This window comes from Allorhizobium sp. DMC15 (genome assembly GCF_056314065.1).
Map to the genome: position 1 here is coordinate 1 of NZ_JBQUZB010000004.1, position 20,938 is coordinate 20,938.

Annotated in this window: 19 protein-coding genes; 11 read left to right on the plus strand and 8 right to left on the minus strand. The window is 61.9% G+C overall.

Translation table 11 applies throughout. The features are described 5' to 3' along the window. Positions 1-210 precede the first annotated feature (210 nt). From lhpI to ACT53S_RS17695, 4 genes are all read left to right on the plus strand, one after another. Positions 211-1,167: a bifunctional Delta(1)-pyrroline-2-carboxylate/Delta(1)-piperideine-2-carboxylate reductase gene (gene lhpI / locus ACT53S_RS17680; RefSeq protein ID WP_476067949.1), complete on the plus strand. Its 957-nt coding sequence runs from the start codon at positions 211-213 to the stop codon at positions 1,165-1,167. Continuing rightward, the gene (gene hrpB, locus ACT53S_RS17685; protein WP_476067950.1) at positions 1,164-3,635 is read left to right on the plus strand and encodes an ATP-dependent helicase HrpB; all 2,472 of its coding nucleotides are present in this window, start codon (positions 1,164-1,166) and stop codon (positions 3,633-3,635) included. Before lhpI ends, hrpB begins: the two co-directional genes overlap by 4 nt. Before the next feature lie 26 nt (positions 3,636-3,661). After that, positions 3,662-4,963 carry an ActS/PrrB/RegB family redox-sensitive histidine kinase gene (locus ACT53S_RS17690; protein WP_113377667.1) on the plus strand — a complete coding sequence of 434 codons (1,302 nt, stop codon included), beginning with the start codon at positions 3,662-3,664 and terminating at the stop codon, positions 4,961-4,963. Between the two features lie 81 nt (positions 4,964-5,044). Further along, entirely contained in the window at positions 5,045-5,641 is a 597-nt protein-coding gene (locus tag ACT53S_RS17695) for an ActR/PrrA/RegA family redox response regulator transcription factor (RefSeq protein ID WP_476067951.1), read from the plus strand. Positions 5,642-5,647: 6 nt separating this feature from the next. On the opposite strand, the gene ACT53S_RS17700 is transcribed toward ACT53S_RS17695, so the two are convergent. Then, complete coding sequence (locus ACT53S_RS17700) at positions 5,648-6,127, minus strand: MmcB family DNA repair protein (RefSeq protein ID WP_113377669.1); 480 nt, start codon at positions 6,125-6,127, stop codon at positions 5,648-5,650. A gap of 176 nt (positions 6,128-6,303) precedes the next feature. Here ACT53S_RS17700 and ACT53S_RS17705 point away from each other — a divergent pair, with 176 nt between their 5' ends. Next, positions 6,304-6,969: a L,D-transpeptidase gene (locus ACT53S_RS17705; protein ID WP_142072264.1), complete on the plus strand. Its 666-nt coding sequence runs from the start codon at positions 6,304-6,306 to the stop codon at positions 6,967-6,969. A gap of 81 nt (positions 6,970-7,050) precedes the next feature. On the opposite strand, the gene ACT53S_RS17710 is transcribed toward ACT53S_RS17705, so the two are convergent. From ACT53S_RS17710 to hslV, 6 genes are all read right to left on the minus strand, one after another. After that, positions 7,051-9,219 (minus strand): malate synthase G, encoded by a 2,169-nt coding sequence (locus ACT53S_RS17710; RefSeq protein ID WP_476067952.1) that lies wholly within the window; start codon positions 9,217-9,219, stop codon positions 7,051-7,053. Between the two features lie 103 nt (positions 9,220-9,322). Next, the gene (locus ACT53S_RS17715; RefSeq protein WP_476067953.1) at positions 9,323-11,326 is read right to left on the minus strand and encodes a hydantoinase/oxoprolinase N-terminal domain-containing protein; all 2,004 of its coding nucleotides are present in this window, start codon (positions 11,324-11,326) and stop codon (positions 9,323-9,325) included. 104 nt (positions 11,327-11,430) lie between these two features. Next, positions 11,431-12,828 (minus strand): cytochrome P450, encoded by a 1,398-nt coding sequence (locus ACT53S_RS17720; protein ID WP_476067954.1) that lies wholly within the window; start codon positions 12,826-12,828, stop codon positions 11,431-11,433. A gap of 39 nt (positions 12,829-12,867) precedes the next feature. Then, on the minus strand, positions 12,868-13,794 hold the full coding sequence (locus ACT53S_RS17725; RefSeq protein WP_476068267.1) for a DUF1402 family protein: 927 nt from the start codon (positions 13,792-13,794) through the stop codon (positions 12,868-12,870). A 188-nt stretch (positions 13,795-13,982) separates the two neighbouring features. Then, positions 13,983-15,290, minus strand: coding sequence for an ATP-dependent protease ATPase subunit HslU (hslU, locus tag ACT53S_RS17730; RefSeq protein ID WP_113377672.1), 1,308 nt, complete (start codon positions 15,288-15,290; stop codon positions 13,983-13,985). 68 nt (positions 15,291-15,358) lie between these two features. Then, positions 15,359-15,886, minus strand: a complete 528-nt coding sequence (gene hslV, locus ACT53S_RS17735) for an ATP-dependent protease subunit HslV (RefSeq protein WP_476067955.1) — start codon at positions 15,884-15,886, stop codon at positions 15,359-15,361. A 199-nt stretch (positions 15,887-16,085) separates the two neighbouring features. Between hslV and hisB the strand changes: the two genes are divergently transcribed. The 6 genes from hisB (at position 16,086) to coaA (ending at position 20,290) form a co-directional block, all read left to right on the plus strand. After that, positions 16,086-16,682 (plus strand): imidazoleglycerol-phosphate dehydratase HisB, encoded by a 597-nt coding sequence (gene hisB, locus ACT53S_RS17740; RefSeq protein WP_476067956.1) that lies wholly within the window; start codon positions 16,086-16,088, stop codon positions 16,680-16,682. Between the two features lie 86 nt (positions 16,683-16,768). Further along, complete coding sequence (gene hisH, locus ACT53S_RS17745; RefSeq protein WP_476067957.1) at positions 16,769-17,419, plus strand: imidazole glycerol phosphate synthase subunit HisH; 651 nt, start codon at positions 16,769-16,771, stop codon at positions 17,417-17,419. Positions 17,420-17,436: 17 nt separating this feature from the next. Further along, complete coding sequence (gene hisA / locus ACT53S_RS17750; protein ID WP_476067958.1) at positions 17,437-18,171, plus strand: 1-(5-phosphoribosyl)-5-[(5-phosphoribosylamino)methylideneamino]imidazole-4-carboxamide isomerase; 735 nt, start codon at positions 17,437-17,439, stop codon at positions 18,169-18,171. Positions 18,172-18,181: 10 nt separating this feature from the next. Further along, positions 18,182-18,958 (plus strand): imidazole glycerol phosphate synthase subunit HisF, encoded by a 777-nt coding sequence (hisF, locus tag ACT53S_RS17755; RefSeq protein ID WP_476067959.1) that lies wholly within the window; start codon positions 18,182-18,184, stop codon positions 18,956-18,958. A 16-nt stretch (positions 18,959-18,974) separates the two neighbouring features. Further along, on the plus strand, positions 18,975-19,298 hold the full coding sequence (locus ACT53S_RS17760) for a phosphoribosyl-ATP diphosphatase (RefSeq protein WP_476067960.1): 324 nt from the start codon (positions 18,975-18,977) through the stop codon (positions 19,296-19,298). Then, a complete protein-coding gene (gene coaA / locus ACT53S_RS17765; protein ID WP_136539070.1) occupies positions 19,295-20,290 on the plus strand; it encodes a type I pantothenate kinase in 996 nt (331 codons plus the stop codon). The genes ACT53S_RS17760 and coaA overlap by 4 nt, the downstream gene beginning before the upstream one ends. A gap of 15 nt (positions 20,291-20,305) precedes the next feature. Here the strand turns inward: coaA and ACT53S_RS17770 are convergent, their stop codons facing one another. Then, positions 20,306-20,935, minus strand: coding sequence for an alpha-ketoglutarate-dependent dioxygenase AlkB (locus ACT53S_RS17770; RefSeq protein ID WP_476067961.1), 630 nt, complete (start codon positions 20,933-20,935; stop codon positions 20,306-20,308). Between the last annotated feature and the right edge of the window lie 3 nt (positions 20,936-20,938).

Consider the following 20,938-nt stretch of genomic DNA (forward strand, 5'->3'; position numbering starts at 1 on the left):
CCAACACGTCAACAACCAATCGCAACAAAAATACAAAAATCTAACATCTAACTGTTTTTAAAGGATAATTTCGTGAGAGAGCCGGCGCGACGCCATTTTGGGGCCCTTCGAGTTCTCCAAAGCGATCCAGGACCGCCTCTTGCGGCTCGGCGTTTGCAAGGGTGCTCCGGCTTGCTAGTGTCCGCTCCTGTTCTGGAGGTTGCTGATACCATGCTTATTCTCGATCGGGCCGCTACGGCCAAGTCTCTTGCCTTCCCCTCACTGATCGACGCGGTCGCACACATGTTCGCGGGCGCCTGTATCATGCCGGTGCGGCACCATCATTCTGTGGAGGTGCCCGGAGAGCGGCCTGCCACGCTTTTGCTGATGCCGGCCTGGCAGCCGGGGCGCTATATCGGCGTCAAACTGGTGTCTGTCTTTCCCGACAATCATAGACGCGGTTTGCCGGCCATTCACGGCAGCTATCTCCTGTCGTCGGGGGAGACCGGCGAGATGCTCGCCGTCATTGACGGGGGCGAACTGACGGCACGACGCACCGCCGCGACTTCAGCCCTTGCTGCACGATATCTGGCGCGGGACGACGCCTCGAGCCTTCTGGTCGTCGGAACAGGTCGCCTCTCACTCAACCTGATCGAAGCCCATAGTCACGTACGCCCGATCACCTCGGTCCTGATCTGGGGACGCGACATTGCAAAAGCTCAAGCCGTGGCTGCGGAGGCCAAGGCGCTCGGTTATCCCGCGGAGGCGGTCAGCGATCTGGAGACCGCAGCCCGTTCGGCGGACATTATCTCCTGTGCGACGCTGTCCACTGCGCCGCTGATCAAGGGTGCCTGGCTGAAAGCCGGCAGTCATCTCGATCTGGTGGGTGCCTTCAACAAGGATATGCGCGAAAGCGATGATGAAGCCGTGCAGCGAGCGAGCCTCTTCGTTGATACGCGCGCCGGCGCCTTTGCTGAAGCCGGTGATCTGCTCCAGCCGCTTGCGGCCGGGCTGATCACGCGGGAAGATATCGCCGCGGAGCTGACTGAACTCGTAACAGGTGCGCGATCGGGGCGGCAGTCCGCAGACGAGATCACGCTTTTCAAATCGGTGGGAGCGGCACTCGAGGATCTTGCGGGAGCGATCCTCGCTTATGAAACCATGTCGGGCGGTCACGCCCGGACATGAGCCAGCGTCCGCTTCCCTCTCTACCGATCACGCCACAGCTCGAGCCCGTCGGCCGGCATCTGGCGACCGAGAACCGATTGGTGCTGTCAGCACCGCCGGGCGCGGGCAAGACGACGCTGGTGCCGCTGTACCTGCTCGACCAGCCCTGGCGAGGTGACGGGCGGATCATCCTTCTGGAGCCGCGGCGACTTGCAGCACGAGCGGCTGCGGCCCGCATGGCCGACATCATCGGCGAAAGCGTGGGCGCGACCGTCGGATATCGCATGCGGCTCGACAACAAGATCTCGGCAAAAACCCGGATCGAGGTGGTAACCGAAGGCGTCTTCGTCCGGATGATCCTGGAGGATCCCGAACTCTCCGGTATTCGTGCGGTGATCTTCGATGAATTTCACGAGCGATCGCTTGATGCCGATTTCGGTCTGGCGCTCGCACTCGATGTACAATCAGCGCTGCGGCCGGATCTGAAGATCGTCGTGATGTCGGCGACGCTGGATGTGGAGCGGATCTTGGATCTGCTGGACCAGAAGCACGCGGTGGTCAGCGAAGGGCGCAGCTTTCCCGTGGATGTCCGCTATCGCGATCGGTCCGGCGACGAAAGGATCGAGGACGCGGTGACCTCGGCCATTTTGTCCGCACTCTCCAATGAGCCGGGCTCAATCCTCGCCTTTCTTCCCGGGCAGGCAGAAATCCGGCGCGTAGCGGAACGACTGGACGGGCGTGTGGCCGCGGATGTGATGGTGACACCGCTTTACGGCAATCTCAGCCAGACCGAACAGGATGCCGCCATCCGCCCGGCCGCGGCCGGCAAGCGCAAAGTGGTTTTATCGACCTCCATTGCCGAGACCTCCATTACAATCGATGGCGTACGTGTCGTGATCGACAGCGGATTTCAGCGGTTGCCGGTTCATGAAGCGTCAACCGGGATCACACGGCTCGAAACAGTCCGGGTTTCACGCGCGTCCGCGGATCAAAGAGCCGGCCGTGCGGGGCGCACGGAGCCTGGGGTCGCCGTCCGGCTCTGGCATACAGGCCAGACGGCTGCCCTTCCCGCCTTCACGCCGCCGGAGATCCTCGCGACAGACCTTTCCGGACTTGCACTCGACATGGCGCATTGGGGCGTGAGTGATCCGACCCAGCTTTCGCTGCTCGACCAGCCTCCGGCTGCGGCACTCGGCGAAGCCCGACGGTTGCTCATCCAACTCGGGGCATTGGACACGTCCCTGCAGTTAACCCCACGGGGCCGGCAGATGCGGGACTTCGGCCTGCCTGCCCGGCTCGCCGCCATGGTCTTGGCTGCCGCAGAAATGGGTTCAGTGCGGCCCGCAGCGGATCTTGCGGTCATGCTTACCGAGCAGGGTCTGGGCGGGAGCGATGTCGACGTCGAGGAGAGGATGCGCCGGTTCCAGCGGGATAGGGGCGAAAGAGCCACAAGCGCGCGTTCGCTCGCCGGGCGGCTCGTTGCTGCTTTGGGGAAGCAGGCCGTGCAGCGTGACGACCGCGCCGTCACCGCAGGCACTCTTCTTCTGCATGCATTTCCCGATCGCATCGCCAAGCGACGCGGTGGACGCGGTCGCTTTGTCATGGCGAACGGGCGTGGGGCCGAGCTGCCGGAGACCGAGCGGCTCGCCGGGGCTGACATGCTGGTCATTGCCGACCTCACCGGCAAGGCAGCCCAAGCAAGAATTCTCTCCGCCGCAGAGATTACTCGCGCACAGATCGAGGAAAGCCTGCCTGATGTGATCCAGACGCTCGATGAAAGCGGCTTCGACGTGGCGAGCCGTCAGGCGCGGGCGCGGCGGGTGACCCGCATCGGGTCCATCGTGCTGGAGGAGACCCCTTTGCCGAAGCCGAAGGGAGAAGCGGCAGCGCGCGCCCTTGCCGACGGGGCGCGACTGCTCGGACCTTCGGTCCTGCCGTTCTCGAAAGCCAGCGAGCAATTGCGCCAGAGGTTGGGCTTCCTTTTCCGGCTGCATGGCGAGCCATGGCCGGACACCAGCGACGAAGGCCTCGTTGCGCGGCTGGAAGACTGGTTCGTTCCATTCCAGTCCGGCGTCACCGGATTGCAGGACGTGTCGGCGTCTAGCCTCTATGACGGCTTGATGAGCCTTGTTCCGCCTGGGCTTCAGCGTGATCTCGAGCGGGAGGTTCCCACACATTTTACCGCCCCGACGGGGCATGCGCATCCTATTCGGTATGACGGCGCAGAGCCCGTGCTGCAGATCCGCGTCCAGGAACTCTTCGGGCTGCGCACCCATCCGTCGATTGGCGGCGGCAAATTGCCACTGCTCCTGGAGTTGACGTCACCCGCCCATCGACCCATTCAGACGACACGGGATCTGCCTGGTTTCTGGGCAGGGTCGTGGCGGGATGTGCGGGCGGAGATGAGGGGGCGCTATCCCAAACATCCCTGGCCCGAGGACCCGGCATCGGCCGAGCCGACCAGCCGCGCGAAGCCACGCGGCACCTGAATGGTGAAAGAGAGAGGCAGTCACGAATGAACATGGATCTTGCGACCAAATTCGGTCCCTCCAGCCGGCGGCTACGACTGGAGACACTGGTCCGACTGCGCTGGGTCGCTGTTGCCGGGCAATTGCTGACCGTGGTTCTTGTTGCCTATTGGTTCGAATTCTCCCTACCGCTCATGACTTGCCTGGGATTGATTGCGGCCCTGGCCGCGGCCAATGCCCTGTTGTCCGTCACCTTTCCTGCGACCTACCGGCTTGAGCCAGCGGCGGCATTTGCGGTGCTGTCGCTCGATCTTTTCCAGATGGGCGCGCTGCTTTTCATCACCGGCGGACTGAGCAATCCGTTCGCGCCGCTGATCTGCATTCCCGTCATTATTTCGTTTGCTTCGCAACCGAACCGTCATTCCATCGCGCTCTTCGTCACCGCGCTCGCCTTCATCACGCTCCTCGCGTTCACCCCTTTTCCCCTGCCCTGGTTCGAAGGACGGACGCCGGAGGTGCATCCGCTGCTGCAGCTCGGCATGTGGAGTTCAATCGTATCGATGATGGCCTTCGCCGCATTTTATGCTTATCGGGTCTCGCAGGAAGCGACGCTTCTCGCCGACGCGCTGACCGCAACGGAGCTTATCCTGCAGCGAGAAAAACATCTGCATCAACTGGATGGCCTTGCGGCTGCGGCCGCGCATGAACTCGGCACGCCGCTTGCGACCATCAGCGTGGTGGCGAAAGAGATGGAGCGGGAATTGGGCGAGGACGAGCGCTACCGCGAGGATGTGCAGCTCCTTCGCAGTCAAAGTGAGCGATGCCGGGATATTCTGCGACGGCTGACGACACTGGCATCGGAAGGCGAGGCGCATATCCGCGAAATGCCCCTTTCCTCGCTGATAGAGGAGGTGATCGCTCCACATAGGGACTTCGGCATTAAGGTCGAGTTGGTCGAGCCCTCGGGTCGCCTCGGCGAGCCGGTGGGCACGCGTAACCCCGCCATCCTTTACGGACTTGGCAATCTTCTCGAAAATGCCGTCGATTATGCCCGCTCGAAGGTCACCGTTACCGTCGACCACTCCCCGACGTTGGTGACAGTTACCATAGAAGATGACGGAAGCGGTTTTTCGCCCGGGGTGTTGCAAAGGATTGGCGAGCCCTATGTTACCAGCAGGCAGAGCGAGACCAGAGCCGGAGGGCTCGGTCTTGGCCTGTTCATTGCCAAGACCTTGCTGGAACGGTCCGGCGCGAGCCTGCAGTTCCAGAACAGCCAGACGTCGGGTTCCGGAGCGCGGGTCGTCGTGCAATGGCCTCGCGAGTTCATGGAGGCGGACACGCCCTTATGAACACATATGACTTTACCCCCTCGGCTCTCCTCGCCATAACATCGCGAGCAGGGGCCAATAACAGTCTCAAGGTTGTCGAACATGACTGATGCAGCATCTACAATCGCCAAGGCGACCCCGCAGAGTCCGCAGAACGCGGCTTCGGATCTGGGTCCGAACCCAACGCTGCTGATCGTTGATGACGATGCTCCTTTCCTGCGGCGACTGGCACGCGCAATGGAGGGCCGCGGGTTTGCAGTCGAACTTGCAGGATCGGTTGCCGAGGGGATCGCCAAGGCCAAGGAAGCACCGCCGAGCTACGCGGTTGTCGACCTCAGGCTCGGCGACGGGACCGGCCTGGATGTGATCGAAGCAATCCGGGAACGTCGCTCCGATACGCGCATCATCGTGCTGACGGGGTATGGAAACATTGCAACGGCAGTCACCGCCGTGAAACTCGGTGCGCTCGATTATCTGGCCAAGCCGGCCGATGCTGATGACATCTTCCTCGCTTTGACTCAACGTCCCGGCGAGAAGGCAGAGATCCCGGAAAACCCCATGTCGGCCGACAGGGTGCGCTGGGAGCATATCCAGCGGGTATACGAAAGTTGCGAGCGCAACGTGTCAGAGACGGCACGCCGTCTCAACATGCACCGTCGGACGCTGCAGCGGATTCTGGCAAAACGAGCACCGAAGTAAGGCGCGTCACAGGGGCGTGCGCGCCGCCCATTCGGCCAACATCAGCCGCTGTGCCGCAGTTCGGGAAAACTCCAGGGTGACGGACTTTCGGGTGGCCGGAGCAAGTCGGTGTTCCGGTGCTTCCCTGTGCATGTGGCCCGCATAGCCATCCGACAGCAGCAGTCCGCAATCTTCCGGAAAAATCTCCAGCGGCACGCCGGGATGCGTGGCGAAAAATAGCCGATCGCAGTAGCGGCGGTATTCCGGCCACTTCCGGTCGACGCGGAAATCCTCAATCGACGATTTGATCTCGATGATCCAGATATCGCCCTTGTCCGACAAGGCGACCAAATCGGCGCGCCGCCCATTCGACAAGGTCAGTTCCGGCAGGAGCGCGAAGCGCAATTCCGCCAGCAAAACCTGTATGCCGCGTCGCACCATCAAGGCGCGATCGGACTGCCGTCCATCAATTAACGGATTGTTAGTGGAAACAGAAAGTAAAGTCATGAATAGGTCCTGCCGGGGCGATCGTCATGTTGCAAAAAAACAATGACACGTCATTTTGCACCGCCGAAGACATTCGACGGTTACGTGGCCCTTGCATGGGCGACATTAATCCAAAATAAACCATAATCACAGATGGTCACGACACCATCTTCCAGCCAACACTGATGAGCCCCTCAATGCGCCTCCGTACACTCTCGATCGCGATCGGCCTCCTGACATCTGTCGGCCTCGCGAGCTGCACGACGACATCCGGCGAGACCGACAAGGTTGCCGAAACCACCAAGGTCCAGATCTTCAGTGATGCCTATGGGAACGTGACCGACGCCGGCTTCGCATTGCCCGCGATTCCGATCCAGAAGGTCGACAAGAAATTTCACCGCCAGATCGTCGATTACAAGACGAGCGAAAAACCCGGCACCATCGTCGTGAACACCCGCGAACGTTTCCTGTATTATGTGCTGCCCCGCGGCCAAGCCGTTCGTTACGGCATCGGCGTCGGCAAGCAGGGTTTTGCCTGGGAAGGCGAAGCCTATATCGCCTGGAAACAGGAATGGCCGACCTGGCATCCGCCGAAGGAAATGGCTGAGCGCAAGCCTGAAGTCGCCAAGTATGTCGAGAAGGGCATGGATCCCGGCCTGCGCAACCCGCTCGGTGCCCGCGCCATGTATCTTTTCAACGAAAAGGGCCAGGACACGCTGTTCCGCCTGCACGGCACGCCGGAATGGGCTTCGATCGGTACGGCTGCGTCTTCGGGCTGCATCCGTCTGATGAACCAGGACGTGATCGACCTCTACAATCGCGTGAAGCCGGGCCGCAACGCCAAGGTCGTTGTGCAGCAGTAAGCTTCCGATACTACAGTCCACAAAGAGGCCCGCCGGATCGCTCCGGCGGGCCTCTTTGTTATAGGTTTCAGTCGCCGGCGATCAGGCCGCCGACTTCGCCTTCAGCTCGATGCGGCGACGGTGGAGCACCGGCTCGGTATAGCCATTGGGTTGCTCCCTGCCTTTCAGAACCAGATCGAGAGCGGCCTGGAAGGCGACCGATCCGTCGTAATCTTTCGCCATCGGGGTGTAAGCCGCATCGCCGGCATTCTGGCCGTCGACAACGACGGCCATGCGCTTCAGCGTTTCGATGACCTGCTCTTCCCTCACCACGCCATGATGCAGCCAGTTGGCCATGTGCTGGGCGGAGATGCGCAGTGTCGCGCGATCTTCCATCAGGCCGACATTGTTGATGTCCGGAACCTTGGAGCACCCGACGCCCTGATCGATCCAGCGGACGACGTAACCGAGGATGCCTTGCGCGTTGTTGTCGAGCTCGCGCTGGATTTCTTCCGGTGTCCAATTCGGACGCGTTGCGACCGGAACGGAAAGAATGTCCGAGAGCTTGGCTCGCGCGCGGGACTTCAGGCTGTTCTGAACATCCGCGACATTGATGCTGTGGTAATGCGTAGCATGCAGCGTGGCCGCCGTCGGTGACGGAACCCAGGCCGTGTTGGCGCCGGCCTTCGGATGGGCGATCTTCTGCTCCAGCATCGCCGCCATCAGATCCGGCATGGCCCACATGCCCTTGCCGATCTGAGCGTGACCGGAGAGGCCACATTCCAGCCCGATATCGACATTCCAGTTCTCGTAGGCCGAGATCCAGGCCGCCTGCTTCATGTCGCCCTTGCGGATCATGGGGCCGGCTTCCATCGAGGTGTGGATCTCGTCGCCGGTGCGGTCAAGGAAACCGGTGTTGATGAAGACGACGCGCTGGCGGGCAGCACGGATGCATTCCTTGAGGTTGACCGTGGTGCGGCGCTCTTCGTCCATGATGCCCATCTTGATCGTGTTGGGCGCCATTTCGATCAGCTGCTCGACCGCCGAGAAGATTTCGCAGGCGAAGGCCACTTCTTCCGGCCCATGCATCTTGGGCTTCACGACGTACATGGAGCCGGCGCGCGAATTCTTGCGGCGACCGTTCGGGCCGATGTCATGCAAAGCGATTAGTGCGGTGATCGCCGCATCCATGATGCCTTCCGGCACTTCGTTGCCGTCCTTGTCGGTGATTGCAGGATTGGTCATGAGGTGACCGACATTGCGAACGAGCATCAGGGATCGGCCCGGAAGCGTCACCTTGTCGCCGTCAACGCCGGTCAGTTCGACGTCCTTGCTCAACGCACGGGTGAAGGTCTTGCCAGCCTTCGTGACTTCCTCGGTCAGATCGCCCTTCATCAGGCCGAGCCAGTTGGAATAGACGGTGACCTTGTCCTCTGCGTCGACGGCGGCAACCGAATCCTCGCAGTCCATGATCGTCGTCAAGGCTGATTCAAGCCCGACATCGGCGATGCCGGCGGGATCGTCCTTGCCGATCAGGCTGTCCGGATCAACGAAGACCAGGGTGTGCAGGCCGTTGGTGCGGAAGTAGAGGCGGTATGCCTTTTCATTTTCGCGCTTGAAACCGACATATTGGTCGGGGCTGGACAGGCCGGTCCGTCCGTTGGCGGTTTCGACAAACAGCGCTCCGTTTTCGAAATCGAAGCCGGTGACATCCGCCCAGCTGCCGCCTGCGAGCGGCAGGCTCCGGTCGAGGAAGGCTTTCGCCCAGTCGACCACCTTGCCGCCGCGAACCGGATTGTAGCCCTTGCCCTTCTCCGCACCGTCGGCTTCGGAAATCGCGTCGGTGCCATAAAGCGCATCGTAAAGCGAACCCCACCGGGCATTGGCAGCGTTCAAGGCGTAACGCGCGTTCATGACCGGAACCACGAGCTGCGGCCCAGCGATCGACGAGATCTCCGGATCAACATTGGCCGTCTCGATCTTGAAGTCGGGGCCTTCCTGCAAAAGATAACCGATGTCGCGGAGGAAGCTTTCATAGGCCCCGAGATCGGAAGGGGCCCCGTTCTTGCGATACCAGGCGTCGATCTGAGCCTGCAGGTCGTCACGCTTGGCCAGCAGGGAACGGTTCTTCGGTGCCAGCTCGTGCACGATCTTGGAAAAGCCGGCGAAGAAGGCTTCAGCCTCAACTTCCGTGCCCGGGATGACCTCATTGACGATGAAATCGTAGAGGCGTTTGTCGATCGAAAGACCATGGGCGGAAACGGATGTCATGACGTCACTCCTCATACTGATGTCGCTGTTGACCACAGGATCGCTGAAATGCATTCTCAGTCAATCTTGCATAAATTAGAAATATTGTTTCCGTTTTGGAAAGTCAGTTGCGAGCCGTTCTGGGCCGGCCCGTTGCCGTGGCGATGATGCGGGCTTCGACGAGCTTCCGCCGCCCCTCGATCTCGGGTGCATCGAGCTCTTCTTTCAAAAGCAGCACGACATCGACCGCGCCACTGGCTTCCGCTCTTCTGCGCGCGATGTCACTGGCACGGGCGCGTGCCTTCTCCAGCGCGAGCGCTTCGTCCGTGACCCGCTCTCCCTCGCCGGCACCGGTGATGATGAAGAGACCTTCCTCCGGCGAACTGACGGTGACGGAGACACTGCTTCGGACCTGGCCGACGACCGCACCAACCGCATTGGCGACGTCGGCGTCTGCCGGAACAGCACAATCAGATGCCAGCATCTCAGCGATGGCGGGATAGTAGACGCCGGCGGAGGCTCCAAGACCGATGAGCGGCCGATCCAGGGAGAGATTAAAGCGCGCAATGCCTGCCTGGCGACGAAGCGCCCGGTCGATCAGCACGGACCGGGCGGGATCGACATCGGTCAGACCATCCTCGGCAAGAGCCGCAGACAGGATGACTTCCGCAGACTGGCGCGTCAGACGATCGACGACCATCTGGCTCAGCATCTCGATCGTCTGGGCGATCGGCTGACCCGCGCCATCCTTCTGACGAAGAGCGAGCGTCATGCCGAGCTCGGCGGCTTTCCTGTCCCATTGTCCCTGCCGGTCCAGGACATGCATGGCATCGGAAGGGGTCAGCCCGCAGATATGGACGAGGCCCCGGGCGACAAGACGGTCGAGCGTTGCCTTCTGCTGGGTGAAGCTGATCAGCTGGTCGAGCGGCAGCGGCACCGGACCGATCTTCTGGAAAAGAGCTGCCTCCTGGGGCTGCAGACCGGCTGCCAGGTGATCCGGAACGCCCGTGCGGACGGCGAAGCGGCCGTCATGGCGCCCGAGATGCGGCGCGCGCAGCTGGCGCTCGAGCACATCGGTGATGGCCGCTCCATGGAGGGCGGCTGCGAGGCTCAAGGGGACGAGACGGCGGGGGCCGAGGTCGATCTTCGCCGCGAGGCCCCGATCGTCGAAGCGGACTTCCGAATCGCCGCCGAGGCCGAAAGTGCGCATGGCGACCGCCTCCACCATGGTGCGGTAACCGCCGACGACTGCGCCATCCTGGTCGAGGCGCGGCTGGCCGGCCTCCATGACGGCGACGTCGGTCGTCGTGCCGCCGATATCTGAGACGACGGCATCATCGAGACCGGTGAGGTGACGCGCACCGACAAGGCTTGCCGCCGGGCCCGACAGGATGGTTTCGATAGGCCGCAGACGTGCTTCGGCCGCGGAGATCAGGGCACCATCGCCCCGGACGACCATCAGCGGCGCATGAATGCCGCGCTCAATGAGGTAGCGTTCGGCGGATCCGATCAGGCGGTCGATCATGGCGACCAGCCGGGCATTGAGCAATGTGGTCAGCGCTCGGCGCGGCCCACCCAGCTTGGAGGAAAGCTCGTGACTGCAGGTCACCGGCAGGCCGGAATGGCAGCGGATGATGTCGCGCGCCCGCTGCTCATGGGCGGGATTGCGGACGGCGAAATAGCCGGCAATGGCAAAGGAGGAGACATCGGCCGACAGCTCCGGCAAGGCGGCTTCCAGCGCGGCCGCATCGAAGGGCGTCTCGTTGCCATGGACATCGTGGCCGCCGGCGATGAAGAGGACGGGGTCCTTGCCCAGGGCTTCGGCCAGACCATCGCGCTTGAGGTCTTCCGGCCCGAAGCCGATCATGATCAGACCGGCACGACCGCCCTGCCCTTCGACGAGGGCATTGGTCGCGAGCGTGGTGGAGAGAGAGACCAGTCCGATGGCTGAGGGATCGATGGCCGAGGCCGAAAGGACGCTCTCCAGCGCTCCCGATATCCCGATCGAGAGATTATGCCGGGTCGTCAGCGATTTCGCCTTGGCCAGGATCCCATGGGCCTCGCTGTAGATCACTGCGTCGGTGTAGGTGCCGCCGGTATCGATGCCTAGCATGTAATCGGATGTCACGCAGTCTTCCCCATGGTGCCCGCCGGAATGGCGCGGCATCCCTTATGGCACAGGGCCTGTTACCAATTCCAGCGGGACAGCGGCAGGATCACGCCGCTTTACGGCTAGCGCGGCGTGACCCGCATCGGCAGGCCGCCGGCCGGCTGGGTCGTCAGCTTCTGGACGGGCCAGGGCCTGGTCTGCGGTGTGGTCGCAAACCTGTATTTCTGCATCAGAACGGCCAGTGCGATAACCGCTTCCTGCAGCGCGAAGGTTGCGCCGATACAGACGCGGGGACCGGCACCGAAGGGCAGGTACTGGAACCGGCCAATCTTTTCCCGCGCGCCGGGCAAGAAGCGGGAGGGATCGAAGAGACGTGGCTTTTCCCAGTAGAGTTCGTGGCGATGAAGCGTCCATGGCATGACCAGCACCGTTGTGCCTTTTGCGATCTCGACGACTTCGCCGTTCGGCGCCGTGTACCGATCGTCTGCAATGGCATCCCGGTTGATGGAAGGAGCTGGCGGGTAGAGCCGCATCGCCTCCTCGAAGGAGGCGCGGACATGCGGCATGCGATCGAGCCATTCCACGGGATCGACACCGGAGGCGATCACCTCGTCGATCTCCCGCTCCATGGCATCCCGGACATCCGGACAATGAGCCACACAGTAGAGCGTCCAGGCCAGAGCACGCGCGGTGGTCTCGTGGCCGGCACCGATGAAGGTCAGAATATTGTCCTCGATCTCTTCCGAAGTCAGCCCCTCCGGACCTTCGAGTTCGAGCAGAAGGGTGAGGAAATCATCCGGCGCCTCGCTGCGGTTGGTCTGGATGAGCAAACGGCGGTGATCCATGGTTCGGCGCACGAGTTCGCGGAACTTGCGCAACACGCCCAGCCCCCGAATGCGGGTCAGGCGCGGGATCCATTTGGGAGCCTTCAGCAGATCGAGCGGATCGACGCGACCCATGCTGTGGAGGAGATCGTCGACATCTCTCGCAAAATCGCCCTGCTCCGAGATGATCCCGCCCGAAAACAGGGTCTCGGACAGGATCGCATAGGTGAGTTCGGTCATGTCGACCGCAATGTCGCGCACGACACCCTCACCGTCCGAATGATAGCGATTAAGAAAAAGCTCGCTCTGTTCACGCATCTGCCGCGCGAAACCGCGCGCATGACGCGGCGTGAAGACTGGCGCCATGGCCTTGCGGGAGCGTTTCCAGACGGGGCCCTCTGCCGTCAGCAATCCATCACGCAGGATGGGCCGCAGCACGAGTTGCCGGATCTCCGACATCTCGTAATTCGACGCATTGTCGACGAGCACATGGCGGATGAGACCGGGATCATTGGCGATGATCGTTGTCTGGCCGAAGAAGCGTGTGACGATCCAGGGCCAGGTGTAGGACGGCTGTCCCCAGAGCTCGAGCGGGTTCTTCAGGACCGTGCGAATGATTTCCAGCCGGCTGGGCGGGACCGTCCGCGGCACGGGTGCCGGCGGCTCGAAGGTCGATTTGCGCAGACTGGCGTCCATGTGATGCTCCCTCGAAGGGTTGGAGCCCCCCTCAATGAGTTAGAGCAGCGCTTCCAACTCGTCCAGCCGATCGTTGATCAGCCAGCCGTAATAGTTCTCTTCCGGCCAATTCGCCGCACCACTGGCGCGCTTGGACGCAAGCGCCCGCGCCCGTTGCTGCGATCCACCGATGTTGAAGAGCGTGGCCGTGACACCCGGATTGCCCGAGATATCGACATCGGCAATCTGACGGTAGTCGTCGATCGACTTGCGGATCACGGCGGCCATGAAGGCGAGCGAGATATCGGGATCCATGATCGCCTTGTAGACGCCGGCCGCATCGTTCTCGTCGAGCTTGGCATAGCCGGACTTCTCATGCACGAGATCCGACAGCATCAGGGCCGTCAGCGGATTGATCTGCCCGAGGCCGAAGGTCTGGCCGGCATAGAAGGGCTGGAAGAAAACCGCGCTGAACCGGTTGTTGGGATAGGATTTGCCGCCCACGGTCTTGCCGCGGAAGCGATCCTGCCAGACGTCTTCGCGGCAGGTCCACAGACGATAGGAATCCGAATAGCCGTTGCATTCAGCAAATTCAGGCCGGCTGACGAATTCGCCGATGCTCTCGTCCTTGTAGCCGAAGCGGAAGCTGTTGCCGGCGTAGGAGGCCGCCTTCACGTAGTAGCTCTGCAGGCTGTCATAGGCATCGACATTGTAGGTGTGCTCGCCGACGATCGCGCCGACCATGTGAATCGGCGCAATGCCATAGGCCGCTGCCGTCTTCTTGATCTTGCCGACCAGCTTGGAGTCGGTCTTCAGGAGATCGCGGACCTTTTCATATTTCAGATCGAAGCTGGTCTTGCCCGCCTTCGTGCGGCGCACGGACGCGCCGGGTATCGCCGGCTGCTCAGCATTGCGATTTCCCGAGGGGACCTTGTCGTCAGCAAGCGACACGGCGGGCACAAGCCCAACGAGCGTAAAGGCGACGATGAGATTTCTGGCAATGTTCAGCACGATGGGCGGCCCCTGGACATTTGTCCTTCAACGGATTGGCGACGCAGGGCGACCGTCATCCGACAGCGGCACTCCTTACATAAGGGGCACCTGTATTGTCGATATGGGTCGCTTTCACTTTCCCGGCACGCCGGGGGCGAAAGCGACCCATAGATGCACAAAGATCACAGGATGTAGCGGCTCAGATCGGCATTGGCCGCGAGATCACCGACGTGCTCCTGCACGTAGCTCGAATCGATCATGACCTCCGAGCCGCTGCGATCCGGTGCATGGAAGGAGATCTCGTCGAGCACCCGTTCCATGACCGTCTGCAGGCGGCGCGCACCGATATTCTCGACCGTCTCGTTGAGCTGAACGGCGACATCGGCGAGCGCGTCGATCGCGTCTTCGGTGAAGTCGAGGTTCAGCTCTTCGGTCGCCATCAGCGCCTTGTACTGGCGGATCAGGCTCGCCTCCGTTTCCGTCAGGATGCGGCGGAAGTCTTCCTTGGTCAGCGGCTTCAGCTCCACACGGATCGGCAGGCGGCCCTGGAGCTCCGGCAGGAGGTCGGACGGCTTGGACACGTGGAAGGCGCCCGAGGCGATGAAGAGGATATGGTCGGTCTTGACCGGGCCATACTTGGTGGCAACGGTCGTGCCTTCGACGAGCGGAAGCAAATCGCGCTGCACGCCTTCACGCGAAACGCCAGCGCCCATCGCGCCTTCGCGCGCGGCGATCTTGTCGATTTCGTCCAGGAAGACAATGCCGTCATTCTCGACCGAACGCAGAGCTTCCCGCTGGATCACCTCGTTGTCGATCAGCTTGTCGGACTCGTCGCGGATCAGATCGCCGTAAGAGGCTTTGACCGTGGTGCGGACCTTCTTCGTCCGGTTGCCCATGGCCTTGCCGAACATTTCGGAGATGTTGAGGATGCCGATATTGGCCCCCGGCATGCCCGGAACCTCGAAGCCCGGCATGCCGGCCCCGCTGTCGGCAACCTCGATGTCGATTTCCTTGTCGTCGAGCTCGCCATTGCGCAGCTTCTTGCGGAAGCTGTCGCGGGTGGCGGGAGACGCGGTCGCGCCGACCAGGGCATCGAGCACGCGCTCTTCAGCCAGCTGATGCGCCTTGGCCTGCACCTCCTGCCGCTTCTTGTCGCGCACCAGGGCGATGCCGACCTCGACGAGGTCACGGATGATCTGCTCGACGTCACGGCCGACGTAGCCGACTTCGGTAAACTTGGTGGCCTCCACCTTGATGAAGGGGGCGCCGGCGAGTTTAGCCAGGCGACGGGAGATTTCCGTCTTGCCGACACCGGTCGGGCCAATCATCAGGATGTTTTTCGGCATGACTTCGTCGCGCAGGTCTTCCGAGAGCTGCTGGCGGCGCCAGCGGTTGCGCAAAGCGATGGCGACCGCCCGCTTGGCTTCATGCTGGCCGATGATATGGCGATCGAGCTCGGAGACGATCTCGCGCGGAGAAAAATTGGTCATTCAGTCTGCTCCTCACGATGCCGCGAACCCGCGCATCGTCGCTTGCGGTGGCACAGTCCCGGCAGCCGTCACTCGGCGTCGAGGGTCTCAACCACCATGTTGTTGTTGGTGTAGACGCAGATCTCGCCGGCGATCGTCAGAGCACGTCGGGCGATGTCCTCGGCCGAACGATCGGTATCCATCAGGGCGCGAGCGGCGGCGAAGGCATAGTTGCCACCGGAGCCGATCGCGATCGTGCCGTGTTCGGGCTCCAGCACGTCACCATTGCCGGTGATTGCGAGCGTGATCGACTTATCGGCCACCAGCATCATGGCTTCGAGATTGCGCAGATACTTGTCGGTCCGCCAGTCCTTGGCGAGCTCGACGGCGGCGCGCATCAGCTGGCCGGGATACTGCTCGAGCTTCTTTTCGAGACGGTCGAGCAGTGTGAAGGCATCGGCCGTTGCGCCGGCAAAGCCTGCAATCACATCGCCGCCCTTGCCGATGCGGCGGACCTTGCGGGCATTGCCCTTCATCACGGTCTGGCCGAGGCTGACCTGTCCGTCACCGGCCATCACCACCTTGCCGTCCTTGCGTACGGTAATAATCGTTGTCATCAGTCACCTGTCACCCGCTCTGCGGGCCTTGTGGAGCGGGCTGTCGGGCCCGGATTGTCGGTTCCTATGTAAGTGGGCTTTCGACGATTGCAATCTGCGGCAAAAGCGCTGACGCCGCATTGCGGCAGCGCAATGTAACTTCTGGATATTTCACCGCCCTGCTGTTATGGGAGGGCCGAGATCCTCATGGAGCAGCCAAATGGCAGAGCGTAAAGGCGAAGTTTCCCGCAAGACCAACGAAACCTCGGTCTCGGTTTCCGTCCATATCGACGGCACCGGCACGGGCAAGATTTCGACGGGCGTGGGCTTCTTTGATCATATGCTCGACCAGCTCTGCCGCCACTCGCTGATCGACATGGACATCGACGTGAAGGGTGACCTGCATATCGACGATCACCACACCGTCGAGGACACGGGTATTGCGCTCGGCCAGGCGATTTCCAAGGCGCTCGGCGACCGCAAGGGCATCACGCGCTATGCCTCGATCGATCTGGCCATGGACGAAACGATGACCAAGGCGGCCATCGACGTCTCCGGCCGTCCGTTCCTGGTCTGGAACGTTGATTTCAGCGCGCCGAAGATCGGCACGTTCGACACCGAACTGGTGCGCGAATTCTTCCAGGCGTTTGCGCAGAATGCCGGGATCACGCTGCATGTGCTGAACCATTACGGCGCGAACAACCATCATATCGCCGAGACCTGCTTCAAGGCAGTCGCGCGCGCGCTTCGCACGGCAACCGAAGTGGATCCGCGACAGGCAAACCGTATCCCCTCCACCAAGGGCACCCTGGTTTAAGGGGCGTCTTCCCCCACGGGGGAAATGCGACCTTGCTCCGGTTCGGGCGTTGAACCCGGACCGTCGAGCAGAAAGGACTGGACATTATGCGAGTAGCTATCATCGATTACGGCTCGGGCAATCTGCGCTCTGCCACCAAGGCATTCGAACGGGCCGCCCGCGAGGCTGGCCTTGATGCCGAAATCGAACTGACCGACAAGGCAGACCGGGTCGCCACTGCCGATCGGATCGTGCTTCCGGGTGTCGGCGCATACGCCGACTGCCGCAAGGGGCTCGACGCCGTACCCGGCATGCATGACGCAATCACCGAGGTCGTCGAGAACAAGGGCCGTCCCTTCTTCGGCATCTGCGTCGGCATGCAGCTGATGTCGTCGCGTGGTCTCGAGAAGACCGTGACCGAGGGCTTCGGCTGGATCGAAGGTGATGTCGTCGAGATGACGCCCTCCGATCCGTCCCTCAAGATCCCGCAGATCGGCTGGAATACGCTGACGCTCAACCGGCCGCATTCCCTGTTTGACGGCATTCCGACAGGGCCGGACGGGCTGCACGCCTATTTCGTGCATTCCTATCACCTTGCCGCGCGCAGGCCGGAAGATGTCATCGCGACGACCGATTATGGTGGCGCGATGACCGCCTTTGTCGGGCGCGACAACATGGTGGGTGCGCAATTCCATCCCGAGAAAAGCCAGGCACTCGGCCTGAAGCTCATCGCCAATTTTCTGACCTGGACGCCCTGAAGGGCACGGATACACTCATGATCCTCTTTCCCGCCATCGACCTCAAGGACGGCCAGTGCGTTCGCCTCAAGCTGGGCGATATGGACCAGGCGACCGTCTACAATCCCGATCCGGCAGCCCAGGCGCGCGCCTTCGAAGACCAGGGCTTCGAATGGCTGCATGTCGTCGACTTGAACGGCGCCTTTGCCGGTGAAAGCGTCAATGGCGCTGCTGTCGATGCGATCCTGAAATCCACGAAGAACCCGGTGCAACTCGGCGGCGGCATTCGCATGCTCGAGCATATCGAGAGCTGGCTGTCGCGCGGGCTGTCGCGCGTGATCCTCGGTACGGTTGCCGTGCGTGATCCGGCGCTTGTCATCGAAGCCTGCAAGCGCTTCCCCGGCAAGGTCGCCGTCGGTATCGACGCCAAGGGCGGCAAGGTTGCCGTCGAGGGCTGGGCGGAAGCCTCCGAACTCGGTGTGATCGAACTCGCTCAGCGTTTCGAAGGCGCAGGGGTCGCCGCAATCATCTATACCGATATCGACCGCGACGGGATCCTGACCGGCATCAACTGGGCCTCGACGCTGGAACTGGCCGCTGCCGTTTCGATCCCCGTGATTGCATCGGGTGGCCTCGCCTCGATCGAGGATATCAAGCGCATGCTGGAACCAGATGCTAGGAAGCTCGAAGGTGCGATTTCCGGTCGCGCGCTTTATGATGGGCGTATCGACCCCGCAGAGGCGCTGGCGCTGATCAAGGCTGCGAGAGGCTGAGGACAAGACAATGACACTCAAGGCCCGCGTGATCCCCTGCCTCGACGTCAAGGACGGCCGTGTCGTCAAGGGCGTGAACTTTGTCGACCTGATCGATGCCGGTGATCCGGTCCAAGCGGCAAAGGCCTATGACGCCGCCGGTGCAGACGAACTCTGTTTCCTCGACATCACCGCATCCTCGGACAACCGCGACACGATTTTCGACGTTGTCGCCCAGACGGCCGACCATTGTTTCATGCCGTTGACGGTCGGCGGTGGTGTTCGCGCCGTCGCCGATATCCGCAAGCTCCTGCTCTGCGGCGCCGACAAGGTGTCGATCAATTCGGCGGCGGTGAAGAACCCCGATTTTGTCGCGGAAGCCGCCGATAAGTTCGGCAACCAGTGCATCGTCGTGTCGATCGATGCGAAGAAGGTTTCAGCCGCGGGCGAAACGGATCGCTGGGAGATCTTCACCCATGGCGGACGCCAGCCGACCGGGATCGATGCAGTCAAATTCGCGGTGAAGATGGTCGAGCGGGGCGCCGGCGAACTGCTGGTCACGTCCATGGACCGCGACGGCACGAAGAGCGGCTATGACATCGGCCTCACCCGTACGATCGCCGACAGTGTCCGCGTGCCCGTCATCGCCTCCGGCGGCGTCGGCAATCTGGACGATCTGGTCGCGGGCATTCGTGACGGGCATGCGACGGCGGTCCTTGCCGCCTCGATCTTTCATTTCGGCACCTATTCGATCGCAGAGGCCAAGGCCCACATGGCTGCAGCCGGCATCGCCATGCGTCTCGACTGACGCGGAAGGACACGTGATGAGCAGTTTCACCCTCGCCGATCTGGAAGCCATCGTTGCCAGCCGCGCTCAAGCAGATCCGAGCCAATCCTGGACGGCAAAGCTTGTTGCAGGCGGTCAGGGCAAGGCGGCGAAGAAACTGGGTGAAGAGGCGATCGAAGCTGTTATGGCGGCCGTCAAGGACGACCGTGACAACCTCATCTATGAGAGCGCTGACCTGCTCTATCACCTGATGGTCGTATTGAAAATCGCTGACATCCCTTTACAAGCAGTGATGCAGGAACTCGAGCGTAGGACCGCTCAGACGGGCCTGAGTGAAAAGGCCAGTCGGCAGGATCCATGACCATAGCTATGCGGGACTCCGAAACGCCAGACGTCCTCGACCATTTCCAGGCGAACGGCTATTCCCCCTACCATTTCTTCGACAGCGAGGAATGGGCGCATTTCCGCGCCGATACGCCTCTGACGCTGACAGCCGACGAAGTGAAACGGCTTCGCTCGATCGACGACCCGATCGATCTCGATGAGGTCCGGCGGATCTATCTGTCGCTGTCGCGCCTCCTGTCGTCGCATGTCGAGTCCTCGCAGCTTTTGTTCGAGCAGCGCAACCGCTTCCTCAGCCTCTCCGACGTTTTCAAGACGCCCTTCGTGATCGGCATCGCAGGTTCCGTTGCCGTGGGCAAATCGACGACGGCCCGTGTCCTGAAGGAGCTTCTGGCGCGCTGGCCTTCAAGCCCGAAGGTCGATCTCGTCACGACCGACGGCTTTCTCTATCCCAACGCGCATCTGGTGAAGAACGGCATCCTGAACCGCAAGGGCTTTCCGGAGAGCTACGACATCGGCGCGCTCCTGCGCTTCCTGTCGGCGATCAAGGCCGGGCTGCCGAACGTCAAGGCGCCAAGCTACTCGCACCTGACCTATGACGTGCTGCCGAACGAGCACCGGATCATCGACCGCCCCGACATCCTGATCTTCGAGGGCATCAATGTCCTGCAGTCACGCAATCTGCCGGTTGACGGCAAGATCGTGCCGATGGTCTCGGATTTCTTCGACTTCTCGATCTATATCGACGCGGACGAGAACGCGATCCATCGCTGGTATGTCGACCGCTTCATGAAGCTCAGGCAGACCGCCTTCCGCGACCCCAATTCCTACTTCCACCGCTATGCCACGATCAGCGTAGACGAGGCGACGGAGATTGCCGAAGGGCTCTGGGCGAATATCAACCTCAAGAACCTGCGCGAAAACATCCTGCCGACCCGTCCGCGCGCCGATCTTATCCTGCGCAAGGGTGACAATCATCTAGTCGAAACGGTCGCCTTGAGAAAACTGTAGGCGATCGATCACCGGCTATGGATTGACCCGGCGGAGGGTCAGATTGATGCGGCCGCCGGACTTCAACAGGGTCGACGTTCCCGGATAGATCCGGTCGACGCCGTGGAAACAGAGGCGTCCCTCCCCTCCCAGCAGAAACACGTCACCGCTCTCCAGCTTCAGTGATTTGGTGCGATCGGTCCGTGCCAGACCTCCGATCCGAAAGAGGCAGGTATTGCCCAGCGAAATCGAGAGCACCGGGGCAGAAAGATCGGCCTCGTCGCGGTCCTGATGCAGCCCCATCTTGGCGTCGTCGGCGTAGAAATTGACCAGGCAGGCCTCGGGATCCTTCGGGTGACCCGAGATGTCCCGCCAGAGGTCCAGCAGCACTTGCGGGATGGCAGGCCAAGGGAGACCCGTCACCGGATGCGTCGCCTGATAGCGGTAGCCGCGCTCTTTGTCCGTCACCCAGCCGAGCGGACCGCAATTCGTCATGCGCACCGACATGGGTCGACCCGACCCCGGCATCACCGGGACGTAGAGCGGCGCTTCGGCCACGACCTGACGGATGATTTCGACGAGATCTTCCTGCTCCGGTCGTGAGAGACGGCCCGGCAGATATCGCAGGCCGGATTGCAGGCTGATTTCGGCTTTTGCTCCGGCCACCTT